19 protein-coding genes are annotated in these 21,022 nt (G+C 38.9%); 8 read left to right on the top strand and 11 right to left on the bottom strand.

From position 1 onward, the window contains the following. Position 1: 1 nt before the first annotated feature. Complete coding sequence (locus B4U84_RS03800; protein WP_131115635.1) at positions 2-1,018, bottom strand: SDR family oxidoreductase; 1,017 nt, start codon at positions 1,016-1,018, stop codon at positions 2-4. 251 nt (positions 1,019-1,269) lie between these two features. Here B4U84_RS03800 and B4U84_RS03795 point away from each other — a divergent pair, with 251 nt between their 5' ends. After that, the gene (locus B4U84_RS03795) at positions 1,270-1,776 is read left to right on the top strand and encodes a hypothetical protein (protein WP_131115633.1); all 507 of its coding nucleotides are present in this window, start codon (positions 1,270-1,272) and stop codon (positions 1,774-1,776) included. Between the two features lie 78 nt (positions 1,777-1,854). Here B4U84_RS03795 and B4U84_RS03790 read toward each other — a convergent pair whose 3' ends face one another. From B4U84_RS03790 to B4U84_RS03760, 6 genes are all read right to left on the bottom strand, one after another. After that, positions 1,855-3,087, bottom strand: a complete 1,233-nt coding sequence (locus B4U84_RS03790) for a DUF4336 domain-containing protein (protein WP_131115631.1) — start codon at positions 3,085-3,087, stop codon at positions 1,855-1,857. Positions 3,088-3,324: 237 nt separating this feature from the next. Further along, positions 3,325-4,062 carry an LmeA family phospholipid-binding protein gene (locus B4U84_RS03785; RefSeq protein WP_131115629.1) on the bottom strand — a complete coding sequence of 246 codons (738 nt, stop codon included), beginning with the start codon at positions 4,060-4,062 and terminating at the stop codon, positions 3,325-3,327. Between the two features lie 580 nt (positions 4,063-4,642). Beyond that, the gene (locus B4U84_RS03775) at positions 4,643-5,374 is read right to left on the bottom strand and encodes a hypothetical protein (protein WP_131115627.1); all 732 of its coding nucleotides are present in this window, start codon (positions 5,372-5,374) and stop codon (positions 4,643-4,645) included. Between the two features lie 91 nt (positions 5,375-5,465). Next, positions 5,466-6,245 carry a class I SAM-dependent methyltransferase gene (locus B4U84_RS03770; RefSeq protein ID WP_044451630.1) on the bottom strand — a complete coding sequence of 260 codons (780 nt, stop codon included), beginning with the start codon at positions 6,243-6,245 and terminating at the stop codon, positions 5,466-5,468. Between the two features lie 237 nt (positions 6,246-6,482). After that, positions 6,483-7,124 (bottom strand): cysteine dioxygenase family protein, encoded by a 642-nt coding sequence (locus B4U84_RS03765; protein ID WP_131115625.1) that lies wholly within the window; start codon positions 7,122-7,124, stop codon positions 6,483-6,485. Between the two features lie 170 nt (positions 7,125-7,294). Beyond that, a complete protein-coding gene (locus B4U84_RS03760) occupies positions 7,295-7,474 on the bottom strand; it encodes a hypothetical protein (RefSeq protein WP_131115623.1) in 180 nt (59 codons plus the stop codon). 39 nt (positions 7,475-7,513) lie between these two features. Between B4U84_RS03760 and B4U84_RS03755 the strand changes: the two genes are divergently transcribed. The 4 genes from B4U84_RS03755 to B4U84_RS03740 all read left to right on the top strand — a co-directional run bounded on the left by B4U84_RS03755 (position 7,514) and on the right by B4U84_RS03740 (position 11,314). Continuing rightward, positions 7,514-8,563 (top strand): amino acid ABC transporter substrate-binding protein, encoded by a 1,050-nt coding sequence (locus tag B4U84_RS03755; protein ID WP_131115621.1) that lies wholly within the window; start codon positions 7,514-7,516, stop codon positions 8,561-8,563. Between the two features lie 67 nt (positions 8,564-8,630). Continuing rightward, positions 8,631-9,548, top strand: coding sequence for an amino acid ABC transporter permease (locus B4U84_RS03750; RefSeq protein WP_131115619.1), 918 nt, complete (start codon positions 8,631-8,633; stop codon positions 9,546-9,548). A gap of 4 nt (positions 9,549-9,552) precedes the next feature. After that, positions 9,553-10,572, top strand: a complete 1,020-nt coding sequence (locus B4U84_RS03745) for an amino acid ABC transporter permease (RefSeq protein ID WP_131115618.1) — start codon at positions 9,553-9,555, stop codon at positions 10,570-10,572. Between the two features lies 1 nt (position 10,573). Then, a complete protein-coding gene (locus tag B4U84_RS03740; RefSeq protein WP_131115616.1) occupies positions 10,574-11,314 on the top strand; it encodes an amino acid ABC transporter ATP-binding protein in 741 nt (246 codons plus the stop codon). A 96-nt stretch (positions 11,315-11,410) separates the two neighbouring features. On the opposite strand, the gene B4U84_RS30305 is transcribed toward B4U84_RS03740, so the two are convergent. Both B4U84_RS30305 and B4U84_RS03735 read right to left on the bottom strand, forming a co-directional pair. Then, positions 11,411-11,581, bottom strand: coding sequence for a hypothetical protein (locus B4U84_RS30305; RefSeq protein ID WP_017309713.1), 171 nt, complete (start codon positions 11,579-11,581; stop codon positions 11,411-11,413). Between the two features lie 548 nt (positions 11,582-12,129). Continuing rightward, complete coding sequence (locus B4U84_RS03735; RefSeq protein WP_072047168.1) at positions 12,130-12,375, bottom strand: hypothetical protein; 246 nt, start codon at positions 12,373-12,375, stop codon at positions 12,130-12,132. A 274-nt stretch (positions 12,376-12,649) separates the two neighbouring features. Here B4U84_RS03735 and B4U84_RS03730 point away from each other — a divergent pair, with 274 nt between their 5' ends. Both B4U84_RS03730 and B4U84_RS03725 read left to right on the top strand, forming a co-directional pair. Then, on the top strand, positions 12,650-14,629 hold the full coding sequence (locus tag B4U84_RS03730; RefSeq protein ID WP_131115614.1) for an AMP-dependent synthetase/ligase: 1,980 nt from the start codon (positions 12,650-12,652) through the stop codon (positions 14,627-14,629). 36 nt (positions 14,630-14,665) lie between these two features. Continuing rightward, positions 14,666-15,115: a YlqD family protein gene (locus tag B4U84_RS03725; RefSeq protein ID WP_016864476.1), complete on the top strand. Its 450-nt coding sequence runs from the start codon at positions 14,666-14,668 to the stop codon at positions 15,113-15,115. A gap of 204 nt (positions 15,116-15,319) precedes the next feature. On the opposite strand, the gene B4U84_RS03720 is transcribed toward B4U84_RS03725, so the two are convergent. After that, positions 15,320-15,844, bottom strand: coding sequence for a hypothetical protein (locus tag B4U84_RS03720; protein WP_017309715.1), 525 nt, complete (start codon positions 15,842-15,844; stop codon positions 15,320-15,322). Positions 15,845-16,126: 282 nt separating this feature from the next. Between B4U84_RS03720 and B4U84_RS03715 the strand changes: the two genes are divergently transcribed. Further along, positions 16,127-17,398 (top strand): dihydrolipoamide acetyltransferase family protein, encoded by a 1,272-nt coding sequence (locus B4U84_RS03715; protein WP_017309716.1) that lies wholly within the window; start codon positions 16,127-16,129, stop codon positions 17,396-17,398. Between the two features lie 225 nt (positions 17,399-17,623). On the opposite strand, the gene B4U84_RS03710 is transcribed toward B4U84_RS03715, so the two are convergent. Next, complete coding sequence (locus B4U84_RS03710) at positions 17,624-18,883, bottom strand: glycosyltransferase family 4 protein (protein WP_131115612.1); 1,260 nt, start codon at positions 18,881-18,883, stop codon at positions 17,624-17,626. Positions 18,884-21,022 lie beyond the last annotated feature (2,139 nt).

The following is a 21,022-nucleotide window of genomic DNA, read 5'->3' as shown; positions in this document are numbered from 1 at the left end:
GTCAAATTTCCCGGATACTATGCCATCCGCCCACAAACGCAGCAACGCCTAATGCGGCTAATGCTACTACTCCCCACTTTAACGGTGGATTCATATCTAACCAATCTAGGAAAGAGGGTATTGCTAGCTGATTAAAGTCTCCTTCTACGCGATCGTAGCCTGAAATTGGTGCAAAAACATTATTTGGATCGTCTTCTGACTTGGATTCAGCTGTATGTTGTCCTGCAAAAGCAATCGTCGCCAACAGCGTATCTGCAAGAGCAGGTGAAATTTTTTGTAAAAGATCTAACGCCTTCCCAGCATCACCAACGATAAAATCACGCATGGGATGTTCAGCAGCGTAAAGGATAGCATCAGCAACGATCTCAGGTTGGTAGTAGGGTGGTATACCAGTTGGCTTTACCCCTAGTTTAGTGCCAACCTTGTTGTAGAAAGGTGTATTGATTGTTGCAGGTAAAATCGACGTCACACTGATGGGCCATTTTTCGTACTGTAACTCAACACGCAAAGAATCTAAGAAACCTTCCAAACCATGTTTAGCAGTTGAGTAGGGACTTTGCAATGGCAAACTCCGCCTACCTTCCATTGAAGATACATGAATTAACGCCCCACGTCCCTCTTTTTTCAGATAAGGTAATGCTGCCATTGCGCCATATACCTGTCCCATCAAAGTAACATCAACGACTCGTTCAAATTCCTCTGGTGTGATTTTTTCAAAAGGGGCGATCATACCTGTAGCAGCAAGATGAACCCAACTATCCAACCGTCCATATTCGACTACCGTTTTGTCTGCGATCGCTTTGACTTGTTGAGGATCACTTACATCTGCGATTATATACGTAGCCTCACCACCAAAACCTTGAATTTCATCTACTAAAGACTTTAGCCCCGCTTCGCTACGGGCAGCAACCACTACTTTGGCACCACGTTTGGCAAACTTCAATGCTGTTAATCGACCGATACCACTGGAAGCACCAACGACCGAGACTACTTGCTGATTAATGGGCTTTAATTGCATGATTGATCATCTCTTGTTTCTCCTTCCCTGTATTAACTTTGATTAAGCGACGGTACATCTTTCGTAAGGGTGACACCGAGGGCATAGAGCATGGGGCATGGGGCATTGGGCATTGGGCATTGGGCATTGGGCATTGGGCATGGGGCATGGGGAAGAGAGTTGTTAAATAATTCCCCCCACACTCCCCACACTCTCTTTCCGTGTCTCGTTGATGTTATATTAGGCAGTTCGCGATCGCTCTGGAAAAATTGATGAAGAGATTTTTGCTTTCGATGATGCTTGGAGCAACAGCACTCACACTTACTAGTTGCAGCACTCTCACTACTAATCAGTACGAAGCCACAGCGTTAACTACTTATACGTGGCAAGTGAAATATGCATACGACCTCGCTAATGAAGCATCACCACGTTTTGAAACCTTTGCTACAGCTTCTTTGCTAAATCGTAATGGAATCAAGCCTCCTGGAGCAGTGATTGGCCCTGATGACAAAGGTTTATGGTGGCCGACTTTACCACCACGACCTTCAGTGTCGGAAGTAGAAGAACGAAAAAAACCTCAAGAACAAGCAAGTACACCCGAAATCTTAAAATCTGTAGAGTATAAGCTCACGTATACAGTAGATTCTCAACAAAAAACTTTACCCACAAATTACGAAGTTTATCGGCAAGTAGTTAAAGCATACCCATCAAATACTCCTCTCCAGCTAACTTTGGGTGTAGATAATAACTCTGTCGAGAAAGCTGAAGTCACTAAGTAAACTCTTTAACCCACTTCAAGTGGGTTTTGGCTATAAGCCGCAAATTTATTTGAGGGCGAGAGAGGGCGAGATGTTGAGCTAATGCAATCTATCGAACTCCTTGGGTGGTGTAGCGATACCCCATCTGATCAAATTTGCTTCAAGTTCCCTGATAAACTTAGTATCTTCTGTTGATAAAGAATGATTTTTGCCCACAGAATCTTTCTGCTCAAGAAAAGCAAATGCTTGCCGAAATTGATCTGGAGTAGCTTGAATTGGTGAGTCAAAGTGACAAGCAATAATTTGCTGAAAATCCCAATTAGCAACTTGCTCAACCCAGTGGAGTACTTGTGTGGGGTCTTGAGGGAAAATCAGAGTTTGTAAAATTGGTGCAACAAATGGACGCCCTTGATTTCGTAAAGCTTCAAATGAATGTTGCCAATTTTCTTGCCATCGAAATGGAAATACACCAAAATATGCTTTTTTAGAACGATTTGGTGCTTTGAGTGCATCGCGAAATGCTTGACCTAATCCAATTGTCTCCAAGGTACTGGGACGGAAATAAATCGCAAATAATGAAATGCGTTCCCATCCCTTGCGGCGGTTTACTTCGTTATCTTCAATCGCCTCTAAGGCGTTGTCTCTGGCGTGAAACAATAAGGGATAGGGGTCTAATTGAAAAATTGCGGGTGGTTCTTGTGGTATGGACACTACAGAATCAGTTACCAGTAAAGTACGTGATCGCTTGTGCAAAAAAGCAACTTCTGCAAAAGATCCCCGTCCCAAGTCAATATCCAAGATTGCATAGTCAAATTCACTACTCATTGGAGCAAGGCTAGGATTTTCTGGCAAAATGTGAGTGCGTCCAGGGGGAAAGCCAAGCCAACTCAACGGTAAATTGAAGGGAAAACTCCACTGATGGGGAGCAACAAAAACTTGCGCTTGGGGAAAACATCTAGCAAAAGGGCCAACGAAGATTTTGTGTTCTAAACCAGAACTGGTGGGCAGAATTATATACTTAACATCACCATAACTTGCCACCAACTCATTGATCATCGCAATACACTCTTTGGTGGGAGCAACAGGTGCATAGACCAACAAACCACCAGTTTCCAGCCTGACAACGGTCATCCGAATCGGAACGATGGTGTAGAGAATACCGTGCAACTGGTCAAATGTCCAGATCGTGTCCTCAACGACTTCATTGCAGTGTGTCTGTCGTTTGCTATAAGGATAAAGTGGTAAAGCAGGCCAAAATGGCCATGACCAATCCCTCAAATGCGTATGTTGTTTGTGCGCCTTTAACCCTAATTTGCATTCCTGTGCGTTCATTGTGATTCCACCCAGTTTGCGCTGCTATTTCATTTCTAACATTCCAGATAACTTTTTAATATCAAGCAAACTCAATCAATAAACAATATCAAAATTATTCCTATCAAAAGGTAGAGATAATATTTGTGAGAAACAATTAAGAATAAGTAAACGCACTGATGGTCTTTAAAACCCCCCTGCTATTTTTTAATTAGATAGTAGGGGTTCCTCTATCTTTCAAATTAATTTGAAATTATCCTAAATTGTGGGTATTTGTTTCATTCTCGATTCAATCAAAAAAACTAAGCTGCCTTTTTGCACTTCCATATTAATAATCCGAAACCATACATTATCAACTTCTATATATGGCAAATTAACTAATTCTTTGATCTTGTTCAATAATACCACGACAATATTTAGAGAAATCCCCTCTCCTTGATTACAGTGAAAACTTTTCATCAGGATGGGTTTATCTAGAGTACGCGGGCTAAACATTGCCCTAAAGCCAACTTTGGTAGTATTAGCTGGTTGTTTAAGCTGCACAAATCCATCTAGTTGAATTATGTTATCACCAGGTAAAGAAATTTGGATTTTTTCTGGTTGTAAACTTACAGTTTCACCATCCACACTCAAATCAAAGTGTTTGATTTTGCTACGAACAAAATCTGAGGTCAAGGCATGGTTAATATCTGCTTCTTTGAGAACTATACGAGCCGTAGTATTTACAGGTTGTTCAAGTTCAATTTGACCAAAAATCGCAAGGAGAGGATTAATAGAAATGTTCTCTGTTTGTACTTCTATTTCTTGTATGCGAACTTCTTGAATTTCTAAACCTTCTCCAGCAAAAGAAACTGTATCTGCTTGTCCTTGAACTATTTTTAGCAAATCTGTTTGCACATCTACATCTATTTTTTCTGCTCCATCCAACTGCTTAGACAGGGTATTCTCTGCTACTTGAGATAGTAAATTCTCTTCTATTTTTCGTTCTTGCGACATGAGCTAAGTTTCTCTAAAGTCTTCTGCTTTATTGAAACGCCCATCACTTACGAGTGTATCTGCATTAAGTTATATATATGAATAAGGGAAGGGGGAACTCTTAACGTGTAGGTTTTTTACGCTTTGCCCAAAAAATACTGATTTTAGGGTGTAGGGGTGTAAGAATTTATGAAACGATGATTATTTCGTTAGTTTTACAGTCATCACTCATTGATTTATTAAAAACCTACACTTGTCAAAATGTTACAAGCTTGACTCTTGCGGTTACAACATTAAGGCTTACAGTTACAACATTAAGGCTTACAGTTACAACATTAAGACTTACAGTTACAACATTAAGACTTACGGTTACAACATCAAGGCTTACGGTTACAACATTAAGACTTACGGTTACAACATTAAGGCTTACAGTTACAACATTAAGGCTTAAGGTTACAACATTAAGGCTTAAGGTTAAAGCGATCGCTGTTGACTACTCACTGCAAAACAAATCTCACGAGAGCGATTGCGATCGCTAGTATTAGTGTGTTATGCGCTGCTTTGACACACCCTACAACTAGGTTTACCTTATAAATCCTCTCTAAATATCAAAAAAGTCATACAACATCCGCCATTGTTGTTCTAATTCTTTATCAAGAGGAAGACCAAACACCTCTTCTATCAAATCCTTAAGAGCGAATATGCAATTTGCTATATCTTCAACTAATTTTTCAAAGCGAAACTTAAATGCTTCTCTTATAGTTTCATTATTCAGAATCAAGTCCTTTTCCGACAAATCGTCTTCTTTTAAGGGATATAACCATCTCTGTTGCTGTTCTTTGACAAAATTAATAATTTCTTTTTGCTTTCCTAAATCAGAATGAAAGTAGTATCCATTAATTACTAAATCAATTATTTCAAAAATTGTTTTATTTCCAAAATCACAGGTGATATCTGGGGATTGGGAGATATAGTTAGAATATTTTTTCTGATATCCATTTGAATTTTTGTTTTCCTTGTAAAACTTGAATTCATGCTGAACTGAGTTTAAACGGTCTAGAATTAATGTATCATCTGCAATACACTTTCTTACTATACTCTCAATTGTATTGAAAGATATATATTCTTTATGCATAATGAATGGGCGTAATATTGTAAGCATTTCTATGAGGACTTGCCGCTCTGCAACTATTGCCTTAGTTGATTGATCACCTAACATCAATAGCCTCTTACGTTTTCCATTTTCAAAGAATTTACATAAGGATAGCCTTTGAGCTTGATTGACAAAAATCTGAAGCTTTTTTTTATCTTCTAAACTCAATTTTTCTTGCATTTTAAAAGAGTTTTAAGTTGCTAAGTTAGTACTCACTAAATATACTCTAATATCCTTAGAGGATTTCTCCTGATCCCTGCTAATCGCCAGGTTATTCCATCGTTGCACGTAAAAAACGATAACCTAAATCAATTTCTGTCAAATTGCGAATATCTCCATACTTTGCATCCCATTCACCACTACTTAAATCGGCTGCTAGTGATTTGACTCCTTGTTCGACTAAATGTACATCAGCTAAAGGAAAAGACGATATCCCAGCGCGTACTTCAGGCTGTAAATATAATTCTGGACGCCTCCAAGCTGCTGCTGCAAATAAATCAGACAAATCATGAGGTAATAAAAAAGGTATGGCTTCAACATGTCTTTTGGTATTAACTTGCACCAAATTTATTAACTCACTAAGTGGAAAAAATCGTAGAGCATTTTCCCACAAAAAGGGAAAATAATCATAAAGCCATATCTCCTGAGCAGATCTAATATCAAAAGTTAGCAAAATTATTGCGCCGTTTCTAACTATTCGGTGCATTTCCTGAAAGGATTTGGCGAGATCGGAAAAATGATGAATTGTCAGGATACTTATGACAGCATCAACAGAGTTATTTGGTAAAGGTAAATCTTCTGCATAGCCAGTAAACCATTTAACCTTTGGATGTTCTACCGCTTGTTTTTGCATAACTGGAGATGGTTCAATAGCATTAACAAAAAATTCTTGGTTAGCTAATCCTAAACTATAACCACCAGTTCCAGCCCCAATATCAGCGATGATACTACCCTTGGGCAAATTGAGTAATTCTATTAACTTATTAATAATGCGACCATCAGGGACGCGAGTTTTTGAGTATTGTTGACCAATTGAATTATAAATAGGCATTAGATAATATCAATCAAAATTTAGATGCAATACGCTTGGTGTTAAGGATAATTGTAGGCTGGGTTGATAAACAAAACCCAACCTACACAAAATCAAGCTTACAAAGGGTTTAAACCCTTAGCTAATAGCACAAGTCCTATGAATACGACTTCATAAAATCAAGTAGTCTGCTTAAGCAGACTTTTACTATGAGACTGCGATTAAAATCGCAGTTTTTTGAAGATTTGGAATGTTCGCCTACTTACAAGAAATATTGGCATATCCAGAGCGAAACGATCGCACACTTTCCGCTTCTGGGTTGTATTGATGTCGCCAGCTACAACCCATATCATTGCTGAGGACATGAATCGAAACAGAAGGTGCAAATTGTGTGGTAGTCTTCACTGTATGAATGTCATTGTCAGCAGGCAAAAGCTGATAGATGTCACCTGCTTTGAGTTGCTGTACTGCAACCATTTCTAATTGAGCATGTCCGGAAATATTCCCTTGATCTACACGTCGGTAAACCGTTTTCTCTTGTTTACCTTTATACAAACCAACTAACCCCCAACTTTGATGATCGTAAATTGGTGTAGAAGATGCTGGAGGAATAACTAAACTAAAAATAGTCAAAGAACGGTCTTGAGAGCGATACAGTAACCATTGACCAATGCCACCGCCCATATTACTGTCAAGATTAGGTTGGGCAAAATTGCTTGGTAGCCAACCCTCTGTTTTTAGCAATTCTGAAAAATAAGGTTCCAAGGTGCGGAGTGTATCTGCGTGTTCTGCTGTGTGCAAGCTGAGTTCACGAGCGATCGCAACGAATTGCAGCAATTGGGGACTATCAACAAACCATTGATCTGCTGTCGATGCTTCTAGAGGGGTAGTGTAAATCATAAGAAGTAATAAACAAAATCATACGAAAGAAGCGATAATGCCCTATTGCGGGTAACTAACAAACCCCTTGTTACCTCATCTATCAATATACTACTTTTTCTATGAAAAACGGTAAATCGATAGATAATTGACTATTAATCACCGATAAAGAATATTTTCATCAGTAGCGATCAAAAATCAAGTGCTTTTTGTTGAGCAAAATACGTCAGACTATATAAATTAATTTCACTTGCTTGGGGAGTGTGGGGAGTAATGTAGAGACGCGATTCATCGCGTCTGGAAGTGTGGAGAGTAATGTAGAGACGCGATTCATCGCGTCTAGGAGTGTAGAAAGAATAACCAATCCCCAATCCCCGATCCCCGATCCAATTTAAGGAGATGACAAATTAATGTTGATGCGTAAATGGTATAAATGGAGTTTATTGCTATTGGCTACTCTTCCCTTGATTTTGTCAATGACTGCTTGTACTAGCAGATCAAGAGGTAGTACTAGCCGCTTAGATACAGTCAAAAATCGTGGCAAGCTGATTTGTGGTGTTAGTGGACAATTACCAGGATTTAGCTATGTCAAAGCTAATGGTGAATATGCAGGATTAGATGTAGATATTTGTCGAGCGATCGCAGCTGCTATTTTTAATGATCCAACAAAAGTTGAATTTCGCAACTTAAATGCTAAAGAACGCTTTACTGCTGTGCAAACTGGCGAAGTAGATATCCTCAGTCGTAACACCAGTTGGACTATCAGCCGTGATACCTCTGTAGGTTTAGAGTTTGCACCAGTAGTGTTTTATGATGGTCAAGGCATCATGGTACGTAAAAATAGCAACATTAAAAAGCTAGAGGATCTCAAAGGTAAATCCATCTGTACCCAAACTGGAACAACGAATGAACAGAACCTCAGCGATCAAATGCGACAAAGAGGAATTACTTACAAACCTCTGGTATTTGAAGATGTAAATACTGCTTACGGTACTTATGAACAAGGTCGCTGTGAAGCTATCACTTCCGACCGTTCACAGCTAGTTTCTCGGCGTAGCGCCTTCCCAAAACCTGATGATCATGTGGTGTTGGATTTTGTACTTTCTAAAGAGCCTTTAACACCCGCAGTTGCTAATGGAGATTCTAAATGGTTTGATGTTGTTAAATGGACTGTGTATGGTTTGATCAATGCAGAAGAATTAGGTGTGAGTTCGCAAAATGTTAATCAATTAACTAATAGTACTAACCCAGAAATCAAACGGCTTTTAGGAACAGAAGGAGACTTAGGAAAAGGTGCTGGTCTTTCAAATGATTTTGTTGTCAGAATCGTTAAAAATGTGGGAAATTATGGTGAAATTTACGAGCGTAATTTAGGTAAAAGTTCAGCTTTAAAACTAGATAGAGGTTTAAACAGACTTTGGAATAAAGGTGGTATTATTTACGCTCCGCCATTTCGATAATTTAAAAATCCCAGAAAACTGTGGATTTTTTAGTAAAGTAAATCCAAAATCCAAAATCCAAACTTGAATGAATCCTATTTGGTTTAATCGTAAGTTTTGGGCTATTGTTGCTCAACTCAGTGCTGTTTTTATTGCAGTTGCGATCGCACTAATTTTATGGATAAACCTGACAGATAATTTGCAGCAACTTGGTATTGAATTGGGGTTTGATTTTCTCAATTCTCAAGCTTCCTTTGATATTGGTGAAACTCCGATAGCTTATCAAGCTTCTGACCCCTATCGTCGGGCTTTATTAGTAGGTTTAATTAATTCTGTGCGAGTGATAATCTTTGGAATTATCCTGGCTACAGTTGTTGGTATCATTGTCGGTGTCGCGCGACTATCTGATAATTGGTTAGTGCGGAAACTGGCTTTAATCTACGTCGAAGTTCTGCGTAACACGCCTTTACTGCTGCAATTATTCTTCTGGTATTTTGCAGTATTTTTAAGCTTACCACAAGCAGAAAAGACAATTTCGTTTTGGGGATTAATTGAAATTAGTAATCGGGGAGTTTCCTTTCCTTTTGGAATTAACTTCTCTCCTGAATTATCGACATTAGCTCTTGGTTTGACTTTGTACACCGGATCTTTTATTGCTGAAATTATTAGAGCCGGAATTTTATCAGTCCCAAAAGGACAATGGGAAGCTGCAAAAGCATTAGGTTTGAAATCAGGATTAGTCTTGCGTTTAGTAATTTTTCCTCAAGCTTTGCGGCTCATTATTCCACCATTAACAAGTCAATATCTGAATTTAGCCAAAAACTCAAGTTTAGCGATCGCGATTGGTTATCCTGATATTTACTTTGTGGCTTCTACGACTTTTAATCAAACTGGTCGGGCTGTAGAAGTGATGTTGCTAATTATGATTACCTATTTAACCATAAGTTTAGTTATTGCATTCATGATGAATTTGCTCAATCAAACTGTGCAATTCAAGGAAAGATAAGCAAATGTCAAATCACAATATTCGCAAATGGCTCAAGAAAAATCTTTTTAATACCTGGTACAACAGCATCCTGACTATAGTTTGTGTTTGGTGGCTAATTACTGCGATTACAAATATTTTTAACTGGATATTGAACCAAGCACAATGGTCAGTAATTCAAGCTAATTTACCGTTATTTTTAGTAGGTCGTTATCCTGTTGAACTTTACTGGCGACTATGGTTAGTACTAGCTATTATTTTAAGTCTCTCAATAGTATCATGGGCAGTTTTTACACAGCGTCTTCCTAGCCGTTTGAATCTGATTGTACCTACAGCATGGGCGCTATCTTTTCCAGTAGTATTGTGGTTAATTGGTGGTGGATTGGGGTTACAGCCTGTAGATACTAATTTATGGAATGGTTTACTACTGACTCTAGTGACTGCTGTGACAAGTATAGTGATTTCTTTCCCTTTAGGTGTTCTTTTAGCATTAGGGCGTCAGAGTAAATTATTTGTGATCAGAAATTTTTCGATTCTTTATATCGAAATTGTGCGCGGATTACCATTAATTGGTATTTTATTTTTAGCTCAGGTGATGCTACCTTTATTTTTACCAATAGAATTTCGTTTAGATAGAGTCGTCAGAGGGATTGCAGGTTTAACTCTTTTTAGTGCTGCCTATTTAGCAGAAAATGTACGTGGGGGATTACAATCAATTTCAATTGGACAATATGAAGCAGCCAGAGCTTTAGGATTGAATACTCTTTTGATGATGTTATTCATTATTTTACCGCAAGCTTTACGAGCAGTAATTCCGGCTTTGGTTGGGCAATTTATAGGTTTATTTAAAGATACTTCCTTATTATCAATAGTGGGATTATTAGAATTAACTGGTATTTCCCGTTCAATTTTGGCACAACCACAGTATTTGAATCGTTATGCAGAAGTTTATTTATTTATTGGCTTGCTTTATTGGGTATTTTGTTATGCAATGTCCTTAGCTTCGCAGCGATTAGAAAAGCAATTGGGGATTGGGAAAAGGTGAAATGAATATACAACAGCCGATTATTATTGCCCAAGATGTACATAAATGGTATGGCAAATTCCATGTTTTACAGGGTGCTAGTCTGACGGTAAACCGGGGGGAAGTGGTGGTGATTATGGGGCCTTCTGGTTCCGGTAAATCGACTTTTATTCGCACTTTTAACGCCCTAGAAGATTATCAACAAGGACGCATAGAAATAGACGGAATTGCTTTAACGGATGATTTACGCAATATTGAAGCAATTCGCCGAGAAGTAGGGATGGTGTTTCAGCAGTTCAACTTATTTCCACATTTAACAGTACTGCAAAATATAAGTTTAGCGCCAATTTGGGTACGGAAGCGATCGCGCATCAAAGCCGAAGAACTAGCAATGCAATTATTAGAACGAGTCGGAATCTTAGAACAAGCACAGAAATATCCAGGACAACTTTCGGGGGGACAACAACAACGGGTAGCGATCGCCCGTGCTTTAGCAATTCAACCCAAGGTTATGCTGTTTGATGAACCAACTTCCGCACTCGACCCAGAAATGGTACGGGAAGTTTTGGATGTGATCAAAACTCTAGCTGCGGATGGAATGACGATGGTGGTTGTCACCCACGAGGTCGGGTTTGCCAGGGAAGTAGCTGACCGAGTTATTCTTATGGATGGGGGTGTAATTGTTGAAGTCGCTACACCCGCAGAATTTTTTCAAAATCCCCAGCAGGAACGTACCCGCAAGTTTTTATCTCAGATTCTTTAAAAGGAATCAGACCCCCTACACCCTCACACCCTTACCCCCTTAACCCCTAAGCGCTTGGGGTGGGGTCTTTGTATACGTCTTCATATTAAATTGGTATTAGGACGGAAAAGTAGCTACTTCCGTGCTGGTTTCTTGCATCTTTCTATCTGCTGGTGCTGCTGAAGCGCGGTTAGTCTTTGTTGCCAAAATTATAGACAAAAGCTTGGGGAAGACAATGCAAATCACAGTACTAATCAAAGTCAGGAATAAGCCATCTACTAAACCCATATATAAATCTCCTTTTTTAAATTTGTATCTATATACTCTATTCTTAAACTAAATTGCTCAGATTGATAGAGTATATTGTTTTGAATTTCTTTTGGTTAATATAAGCTCTTTTTAATTTTAATTTTTGTTGAGATTTTAACTCTATCTTAGGGGATTGTAAAAGGCGGTAAAATAGTGTAAATTTGAAGCGGCCGTTGTTTTTAGTATTTCATTAAGTAAAACAAAAAGCAATATTAGACTTGAAATTTTAAGTTAGACATTAAACTAGATAGCATTCCTAAATCATTTGCTAAATAACAAGCTCCCCGATTTCTGAAAAAAGTCGGGGAGCTTGATATTTCAATCTTCGCAAATTAGACAAGATTGTTTATAGATAAAATTAAATGATTAACATAAGTAAGTCGGCACAAATGTAGAGACGCGAAATTTCGCGTCTCTACTCATTGGGGTCGTCATTGGTCACTTGTCATTGGCTATTAATAAGGATTTTAGTCCTGTTCACTTTTCTTAACATGGTTAGGTTTATTCCCACCAACTTACTTATCAATTCAGTTTGGAGAGCATCTAGCACAGAAACGAGGACTAAATTTACACGATGGACCACCTGTGACTGCATAAGACGTACAAAAAGGAAAGCTAGTAAGTTTCTGTTGAGTTTTCCCTGGCTCAGAAGCTTTCTGCAATAGTCTGGTAGGTTTGATTTTTGGAGCGGTAACGATACTTAAAAGCCGAGGAAATGTTAAGCAGACAGTGGTGCTAATTACAGTCAGCAATACAGCATCTATGCGATCCATAGGTAATCACCTCTTCCTTGTTCATGGGGCTTGGATAATAGGCGTCTATTGTTTTTAGTTAGTAAAAAACTTATTTCAACCAACTAAAAACCAAAGTTGGTATTGCTTTTTATTTATCTTATTTAATTCTACTATAGATTTTTTTATATATCTACATCAAATCCTCAAAAAATTTTTCAGCCAAAATAAATTCTGTCTATTCAGATTGGGCAGTTTATCCTGATTGCAGCATAAGCTGGAAAAATAAACTACTGATTACTTAACCCATAGTGTGATGTCAAAAACTTTTGTAGAAAATACTTTTCTTGCCAATATCACTGCACAAGAACGCCAAGTGATTAAGGATTTACCAGATTATTCTGGTGTGGGGTCACTACCAGAAATTTGGCCTTTAGCAGCACAAAGATTTGGTAACATTGTTGCCCTTCGTGATCCTCATGCCAAACCAAAATCAGTGTTCACATATACTCAACTACATCAGCAAATTCAACAGTTTGCAGCTGGGTTACAAGCCTTGGGAGTACAAGCAGGCGATCGCATTTCTCTAATTGCTGATAATAGTCCCCGTTGGTTTATTGCTGATCAGGGAATTATGACGGCTGGGGCGGTGGATGCGGTGCGGAGTTCCCAAGCCGAAACAGAAGAATTACTCTTCATTTTAACTAACAGTGGTAGCAAAGCGATCGTAGTGGAAGATGTCAAAACACTTAACAAACTACGCTCTCGCCTGCATGATTTGCCGATTCAATTTGTGATTGTACTCAGCAATGAAGCATTACCAGAAGCCGAAACCCCAAAGTTGTATACCTTTAAGCAGTTGCTAGAAATTGGTGCGAAGCATTCTTTGCAACCAGTCAAACGCAACCCTGATGATCTGGCTACGCTGATTTATACCTCTGGAACAACGGGTAAACCAAAGGGTGTGATGCTAACTCATCGTAATTTGATGCACCAAATCTTAGCTTTACCAACAGTTGTGCAACCCCAGCCCGGAGATATAGTTTTGAGTATTCTCCCCACTTGGCACAGTTATGAGCGTAGTTGCGAATATTTCCTACTTTCTGTTGGTTGTACTCAAGTTTATACCAACCTCCGCTCCATCAAGGGAGATTTGAAAGAATATAAACCTCATTACATGGTAGCTGTACCGCGTCTTTTAGAATCTATTTATGAAGGAGCGCAAAAACAGTTCCGTGAACAACCAGCTTCTCGTCAACGGTTGATTAACTTCTTTTTTGGCATAGGCGAGAAATATATTAAAGCGCGACGGACTTTAAGGGGATTGAATTTACAGAATCTTAATCCTGGCATCGGCGATCGCTCAACAGCTATTTTACAAGTTGTTGCTTTATTACCTCTGTATAGCTTGGGAGAAAAACTAGTTTATAGCAAAGTCAGGGAAGCAACTGGGGGACGAGTCAAACAGATGATTAGCGGCGGTGGTGCGCTTCCTAAGCATGTAGATGACTTTTTTGAAATTCTTGGTGTCGAGATTTTGGTGGGCTATGGTTTGACAGAAACTTCCCCAGTCACCCATGCGAGGCGTTACTGGCGGAATTTACGTGGTGCAGCTGGGCAAGCTATACCAGGTACAGAAACAAAAATAGTCGATCCAGAGACTAGAAAAGAGCTACCAACGGGAGAACGGGGGTTAGTATTACTGCGGGGACCACAAATCATGCAAGGTTATTACCAAAATCCCGAAGCCACAGCCAAAGCCATTGATCCAGAAGGTTGGTTTGATAGCGGTGATTTAGGTTGGTTAACACCAGAAAATGACTTAGTTCTGACCGGACGAGCAAAAGATACGATTGTATTAACGAATGGGGAAAATATCGAACCGCTACCGATAGAGGATGCTTGTTTGCGATCGCCCTACATTGATCAGATTATGCTGGTTGGGCAAGATTGTAAATCTCTGGGTGCTTTAATTGTTCCTAATTTGGAAGCTTTAGAAAAATGGGCAATTTCTCAAAACCTCCAACTAGATATAAAGGATGAAAATGTTACTTCGAGTACCAGTCAAAAAATAAACTTGGAGAGTAAAATAATCCAGGATTTATTTCGGCAAGAACTGAATCGGGAAGTGCAGAACCGTCCAGGTTACAGACCAGACGATCGCATCGGCCCATTCAGGCTGATTCTTGAGCCATTTTCGATGGAAAATGGCATGATGACCCAAACTCTGAAAATCAAGCGGCATGTCGTGATGCAGCATTATCACGATATTATTAACGGAATGTTTGCCTCATAAGTCCACTGCAAACTATCAAAAAACGTGAACTCTTTTATGGATGTCTCCAAACCTCAACTGCTTTTAAAGCGCGTCGTCAACATTAAAGCCATTGTCACTCCCTTGTGGAAAGAGGAAGTGCAACAGCAACTGCAAGCGCAAATTAATCAAATTGACCAGCAATTGCAACAGTTGGACATCCAAGGGCAACGGGCAGTAGCAGAAGTACAAAAGCAAACTCTGCAACCGCCCGGTCCCCAAGCCCTCCAACAAATTGAGAGCATTCAATACCAGGTCAACCAAAAGAAAAGCGAACTGCTAGAGCAAAAAAATCAAAGTCTGCAAAATCTCCAGCAAGTGCAGCTTTTAGAGTTAGACCAAGAAGTCAATCAATTTCAGATGGAAGGCTTTTTCCGTGTGGAACCAGGAGATAACTTAATTAGCAAAATGCAGGTCGAAGTTGTGCTACGCGATGGTGTTGTAGAAGAAATTCGCGGCGACGTCTAAACTCAGTTAAGAGTGAACAGTAAACAGTTAACAGTAAGCAAACAACCTAGGTAACTGTACAGACGCGTAGACGCTCGTAAGAGCGGCTTCTCGTAAGAGTATAATCGCGTCTCTAGCAAACTGGTAACTGTAAACTCCTTACACCACACTTGGTTCCTCCTCACTGCTTGCTGCTCTGTGATCGCTGCTGTCGTGTAAGCCTATCTACTGACAAATGACCTTGATCAAATCTTGTTGACCCTGGTTTGAGAAACATTTCTCTTGGGAACCAGCCCAAACAATTTGCCACAAAGGAGGAGAGCTAGCTAGTAGCGATCGCCCGAAGCTGGTCAATTCAACTCGGTACTTGACAGTGCTGACTTTTGTGTTGCCAGAATCATCAGTTTGGACGATAGTTACCAACGCCTGGTTCGGTTGCGGGTAATATACCTCTACCTTGCGCCTTGCTTGTTCTGCTTCACTGTTATCAAAAGCATCAAGAGCCAGAGCAGCCGGATCAGTACCTTGGAGAACAGACTTAATCGTGTCTAAAGGTATGGTTTTATACTTAGCTCGCTCAGGATTAGTCACAATCTCCTGAGCAGCAGCTACGGCGGCAGAATGCTGCTGTGGTTTAGTGCTATTGATCAACAGTGCATTTTGCTGGCGATTGTTGAGATACACTCCAGCAATTGCAGTGGCGAAGATACTTAGTACCAAAATTACCAAAATCTTCAACTTTGCCGACATAAAAGAGTTAAAAAGTACTTTCAAACAGTTGATCTATCACTTTTGCATTTTAGATTGAAGGATTACTCTATTTCCTCTCACTTTTGAGTAATTATTCTGATGTAAGCAGCCGTGATAAGAAATACAAATTAATAGACTCCCAGGTAATAGAATAGTTCCTCACGTCGGTCGTCAAGATACAATTCGATCTGGCATTAATTTTGTTAAAGTCTATAATTTATCGATTTGCCAAACCCCATTATGAGCATTTACGAAGTATTCATGCCCGCGCTTAGTTCCACTATGACCGAAGGAAAAATTGTCTCCTGGGTCAAATCTCCGGGCGACAAAGTGGAAAAAGGCGAAACAGTGGTGGTTGTCGAGTCGGATAAGGCAGATATGGATGTGGAATCCTTCTATGAAGGATATCTGGCCAACATCATTGTGCAAGCTGGTGAAACTGCACCAGTAGGAGCTGCGATCGCCCTGTTAGCAGAAACTGAAGCCGAAATTGAAACAGCCAAGTCTCAAGCCCAAGGTAGCGTCACTGCAAAACCTGAAATGGCTGCTACTACTGCTTCCACAAAAACCGCAGATCCAGCCGCTTCCTTAACACCTGTCTTGGCGACTCAAAACGGCTCCAACCATCGCTCTGGGCGAGTTGTAGCTTCACCCCGCGCCCGCAAACTGGCCAAAGAACTCAAAGTTGATTTGAATAATATCTCTGGTAGTGGTCCCCACGGTCGTATTGTTGCTGAAGATGTAGAAGCAATAGTCGGTAAAGCTAGTCCCCAACCTGCGGCGGCGGCTCCTATCACCCCACCAACAGTTGTGACACCAGTAGCAACTGCACCAGCGACAAAACCAACAGCGGTTCCCACGCCAGCAGTTGCCGCAGTTCCTGGTCAAGTAGTGCCTTTGACTACTTTACAAAGTGCTGTGGCACGCAATATGGTTGCTAGCTTATCAGTGCCAGTCATCCATGTAGGTTACACAATTACTACTGATGCCCTCGACAAGTTATATAAACAAATTAAATCAAAGGGTGTGACGATGACTGCACTGCTGGCAAAAGCCGTAGCGGTGACACTGCAAAAACACCCACTAATCAATGCCAATTACTCAGACCAAGGTATTGTCTATCCTGCTAGTATCAATGTAGCTGTCGCGGTAGCTATGGATGATGGCGGATTGATCACACCAGTGTTGCAAAACGCTGATCAGATGGATATTTATTCTTTATCCCGTACTTGGAAGTCTTTGGTAGAAAGAGCAAGAGTCAAAAAGTTGCAACCAGAAGAATACAGCACCGGCACATTTACACTGTCAAACTTAGGAATGTTTGGCGTCGATAGATTTGATGCAATTTTACCGCCCGGACAAGGTTCAATCTTAGCGATCGGTGCATCTCGCCCGCAAGTCGTGGCTACAGCAGATGGGATGTTTGGGGTGAAACAACAAATGCAGGTAAATATGACTAGTGATCACCGTATAATCTACGGCGCTCATGCTGCGGCGTTCTTACAGGATTTAGCGAAGTTGATTGAGACTAATCCGCAATCGTTGACTATGTAAGGAAAATTGAGGTGAAAATCCTGTTTTAATACGATTTCACAAAAAATCTGATACAAATACAGACCCGTAGAGACGCGATATATCGCGTCTGGTACAAAATTTATGTGTATCGCGATTAACGTGAAATGCCATAACAGCAAAAGAAAGACTTGGAGATTAAAAGCCCCAAGTCTTTTTGATTCTCAGGCTGGAAGCCACGACTGATACCATGAGCAATCAATTAATTTACCAATGCGATCGCGTTGAATAAGCTCTATTTTCCAGCTGATCTAGTGCTTGCCAATACTCTTGTTTTTGTTCATTCAGCCAAACCTGGGTTGTTTCTCGGATGTAGCAGTAGAACTCAATTCGTTGCTCGCGTAATCTTTTATCTATGTATTTTTTTGCCTTTTGCAAGTTACGAACTGACATCCGAGCCATGCGTTGTGGATCAGTTACCACCTCACGAATTTTACGTGCTAAAGCAATTACATCTCCGGGTGGTACCAAATCTTCACACAAAAGCAATTCAGGAATAGCCCCTACTGTAGATCCGATGCAGGGAAGTCCTCTGGCCATTGCCTCAACCATTGTTCTAGGTAAACCTTCTTGATGGGATGGTAAAATAAAAAGATCTGCTTTATCTAACTGAGTATGTACATCATTAGGAGCAGGTAACCAACCCAGAAAATTAACATACTCTCCCACACCCAGAACCGCAGCTTTTGTTTCCAATTCTGGTCGATGCTTCCCATCCCCAATTAAGACCAATTTTAGGTTTAGTCCCTCCCAGATGCATCTAGCAACAGCTTCAATCAGTACGTCAGGAGCCTTATAAAGTTGATCCATTGTGCCTACATAGATGAGGCTCACAAAATCTTTTGCTGGCGTCAGAATGCGAGGTAAACAGACAAAGGCGGAATTAGGGAGTTCAACATCTGAAAAGTAAGTTGAAAAAGTCTTTATTCCTGGTGGATACCGATGTTGTAGCGTACGTTCAGTGAGATAAGCTGCTGCACAAGCTTCAGTACAAAGTCGTCGTAACTGAGGGGAAAACAACCAACACAAAAAGCGTTTTAAAAGATGTCTAACTGAACCAGAGGTAAAAGCATCGCAAGGATCGGCAACAACTTCGACACCGTAAGGATAGTGATTTCGACGTAAAATAGGTAGAAAATGATTGGCCATTTGGGAGGAAACACGTAGAATGACAGCATCATTAAGAGTCAACGCATTAGCGATCGCTTGCTGAACTTGTCGTATCCGCCAAAGATACTGCACTGGGCCTACATAATAAGGTACAGCTACAAATGAAACTCCCTCGCCATCAGCGCGTTTCCATCCAGTTGGAACCGATGAAACTTCCCTTACGCAGGCTACCACACGCACGTGGTCGAATACTTCTAAATAACGTATCCAGAATGAATATGGAAACATAGTTAGTGTCCACACCTTCCCATCTGGCGTCCTCTCAAAGCGATGTTCAAGTGCTACCAGTAGATTCATTGATTAATACTCTCCAACTAAATTGGAAATTAACAAATGCTAAATTGCATCAATAGCTGAATGTTTGTCTAATCTGAAATTACAAAGTTTGTATGTTTGTTATTTATAAAAAATTTAAATTTCGCAGCATTTTTTACCTGCAATTTATCTCCAGAGGCTTCACAGATATTGACATTTAAAGGGTTTAAATTAGTAAAAACGATCTCAACCCAGCTAAAAAATGATTATTTCATTAAATTTTAAATTTTGGAGATAAAATAGACTTCTTGCATGAATCTTTGCCATCTCCCATGTTTGGGAGAGGGTTAGGGTGAGGGTAGCTTCCCTTCTGGTCAAAATTGACCAGAAGAGGCTGGGGGATGAGGGTAAGTTTTGTATTCATGCAAGAGATCTAATGATAAGTGATAGGCAAAAACTTTAATTTGATGTGTTGAAATTGCATCCTCTGTTGTCAAAAAGGATGATTCATCAATTAAAGTTCATGGTATCAAGGCTTGATTAACTGCCAACTTGAATAATTCTAAGTCAGCAGCATAAAACTTAGGTAGACATTAAAGACACCACACTCTGAAGGTAGATAGTGAAAACTATTTTGCAAAAAGTAGGCAATGTTTAAGTCTTTGATGTGTTGCTATAGGAATATAAATAATTTATCAACACTTTTCAAGACTACCATAAAAATCTTTGGCTGCTTATTGGAACCACGATTTTTTTGAGTCTCGTGTTTTTGTCTAAATAGCTTGTATTGTTTTTGATCAAACCTGAAATCAAATTTATTGGAAATTTCTACTTTGCTTTCACAAAAAGTATATATACAAAAGCTTTTCATCAATTGCAATCACAAAGTTATATTTAATATAAGCGATCGCACGTAAACTAATTTTTATATGATAATTCAATTTTTATCTAAACTGTTTAAAATTATTTCTCGAAATCAGAGCTTTGCTAAAAAAACAATATTCTTAATTTATACTAAACAATTATCAACATTTTATATTTCAAATAAAGCATTGATGAAATCAATAAGTATTTCCATGACAAAAATAAGTAATTTTCGTCAATTCTAATTTCAATATTATTTAGGGTTTTTACTTAGTTGATATTATTTATTTATATAAAACAGAAATCAAATAAAACTAGAAAAACAAGCTGTTTCAAGCTAATAATTTATTATTTATGGATTTATCTGCTCTTCTTATCTCAACAGCAATATAAATTTGTTTTATTGAATATAAATATTATGGCTTTTATGATTAAATTTTAAATTTATCTTCATTGCACAACTACACTAAGAGAGATTTTTATTCAGAATTTTCTATGTAATTTATTTGATATATTTATTTTTATTTTTCTGATTTAATCTTGCAAAATTTAGCTTTTTATGATTCTTTTTTTGTTTCATCAAGTTAGATAGATAAGCATATTATATGCTAAATAGCAAGATATATGCAACTTTTATGCAACTATATCTAACACTTAATATCATAGAGACCTAGGACATAAAAAGAGGAAGAATATAGTTGATATCATGAGGCTTTGAAGTCTTATCCTATCAAGTTGATTGTTATGTATATTATACGATTGAGATACTTAAATGCAACTCATATGCAACATTCTGCTATGACTTGAGAATATCAAGAACTTTAGTAGTACAGCTTGGCATCAAATACTAGGGTTTTGAAGGGACTATTTCATGCTTATATAGACCGCTTCATAATCAATTCTGAGGCTAATAGCAAAAGTCGGTTTAAAACCGACTATTTAGTAGAGACAAGATGCAGCACTTTTAATAAAAGTCAAGGATCTGAGCTTTGCAATTCTTACAAATCATATAGAATTATTATAGCCCTGGTTACTTATATTATGCTATTGAGATACTTAAATGAAACTGAAATGAAACTTATATGCAACATTTTAAAAATTTCTAGAGAGCATGAATAACTAATGACAAAACAGACAACCGTGATATTACTTTTTTGATAGGGAAAGAGGAGGAAATGATTACTAAAGATTGCTATGAAATAACTTTTTTGCTCAATCACAATAGAAAGCTAAATGACTACTCTGTCAACTTGTAAAAACTATCGTAATTGTGTCACAGTAAAATTGAGTATTTCAAATAAAATCAGAGATTAACAA

Origin of the sequence: Westiellopsis prolifica IICB1, from assembly GCF_004323185.1 — a bacterium.
Classification (GTDB): Bacteria; Cyanobacteriota; Cyanobacteriia; order Cyanobacteriales; family Nostocaceae; genus Pelatocladus; species Pelatocladus prolificus_A.
Note: the sequence above shows the minus strand (reverse complement) of the source record. Positions and strands in the feature narration are given on the sequence as shown.

What these genes read in the sequence shown, in the direction of transcription:
- B4U84_RS03800 (WP_131115635.1), bottom strand. Translation starts at nt 1,018, where the DNA reads ATGCAATTAAAGCCCATTAATCAGCAAGTAGTCTCGGTCGTTGGTGCT.
- B4U84_RS03795 (WP_131115633.1), top strand. Translation starts at nt 1,270, where the DNA reads ATGAAGAGATTTTTGCTTTCGATGATGCTTGGAGCAACAGCACTCACA.
- B4U84_RS03790 (WP_131115631.1), bottom strand. Translation starts at nt 3,087, where the DNA reads ATGAACGCACAGGAATGCAAATTAGGGTTAAAGGCGCACAAACAACAT.
- B4U84_RS03785 (WP_131115629.1), bottom strand. Translation starts at nt 4,062, where the DNA reads ATGTCGCAAGAACGAAAAATAGAAGAGAATTTACTATCTCAAGTAGCA.
- B4U84_RS03775 (WP_131115627.1), bottom strand. Translation starts at nt 5,374, where the DNA reads ATGCAAGAAAAATTGAGTTTAGAAGATAAAAAAAAGCTTCAGATTTTT.
- B4U84_RS03770 (WP_044451630.1), bottom strand. Translation starts at nt 6,245, where the DNA reads ATGCCTATTTATAATTCAATTGGTCAACAATACTCAAAAACTCGCGTC.
- B4U84_RS03765 (WP_131115625.1), bottom strand. Translation starts at nt 7,124, where the DNA reads ATGATTTACACTACCCCTCTAGAAGCATCGACAGCAGATCAATGGTTT.
- B4U84_RS03755 (WP_131115621.1), top strand. Translation starts at nt 7,514, where the DNA reads ATGTTGATGCGTAAATGGTATAAATGGAGTTTATTGCTATTGGCTACT.
- B4U84_RS03750 (WP_131115619.1), top strand. Translation starts at nt 8,631, where the DNA reads ATGAATCCTATTTGGTTTAATCGTAAGTTTTGGGCTATTGTTGCTCAA.
- B4U84_RS03745 (WP_131115618.1), top strand. Translation starts at nt 9,553, where the DNA reads ATGTCAAATCACAATATTCGCAAATGGCTCAAGAAAAATCTTTTTAAT.
- B4U84_RS03740 (WP_131115616.1), top strand. Translation starts at nt 10,574, where the DNA reads ATGAATATACAACAGCCGATTATTATTGCCCAAGATGTACATAAATGG.
- B4U84_RS30305 (WP_017309713.1), bottom strand. Translation starts at nt 11,581, where the DNA reads ATGGGTTTAGTAGATGGCTTATTCCTGACTTTGATTAGTACTGTGATT.
- B4U84_RS03735 (WP_072047168.1), bottom strand. Translation starts at nt 12,375, where the DNA reads ATGGATCGCATAGATGCTGTATTGCTGACTGTAATTAGCACCACTGTC.
- B4U84_RS03730 (WP_131115614.1), top strand. Translation starts at nt 12,650, where the DNA reads ATGTCAAAAACTTTTGTAGAAAATACTTTTCTTGCCAATATCACTGCA.
- B4U84_RS03725 (WP_016864476.1), top strand. Translation starts at nt 14,666, where the DNA reads ATGGATGTCTCCAAACCTCAACTGCTTTTAAAGCGCGTCGTCAACATT.
- B4U84_RS03720 (WP_017309715.1), bottom strand. Translation starts at nt 15,844, where the DNA reads ATGTCGGCAAAGTTGAAGATTTTGGTAATTTTGGTACTAAGTATCTTC.
- B4U84_RS03715 (WP_017309716.1), top strand. Translation starts at nt 16,127, where the DNA reads ATGACCGAAGGAAAAATTGTCTCCTGGGTCAAATCTCCGGGCGACAAA.
- B4U84_RS03710 (WP_131115612.1), bottom strand. Translation starts at nt 18,883, where the DNA reads ATGAATCTACTGGTAGCACTTGAACATCGCTTTGAGAGGACGCCAGAT.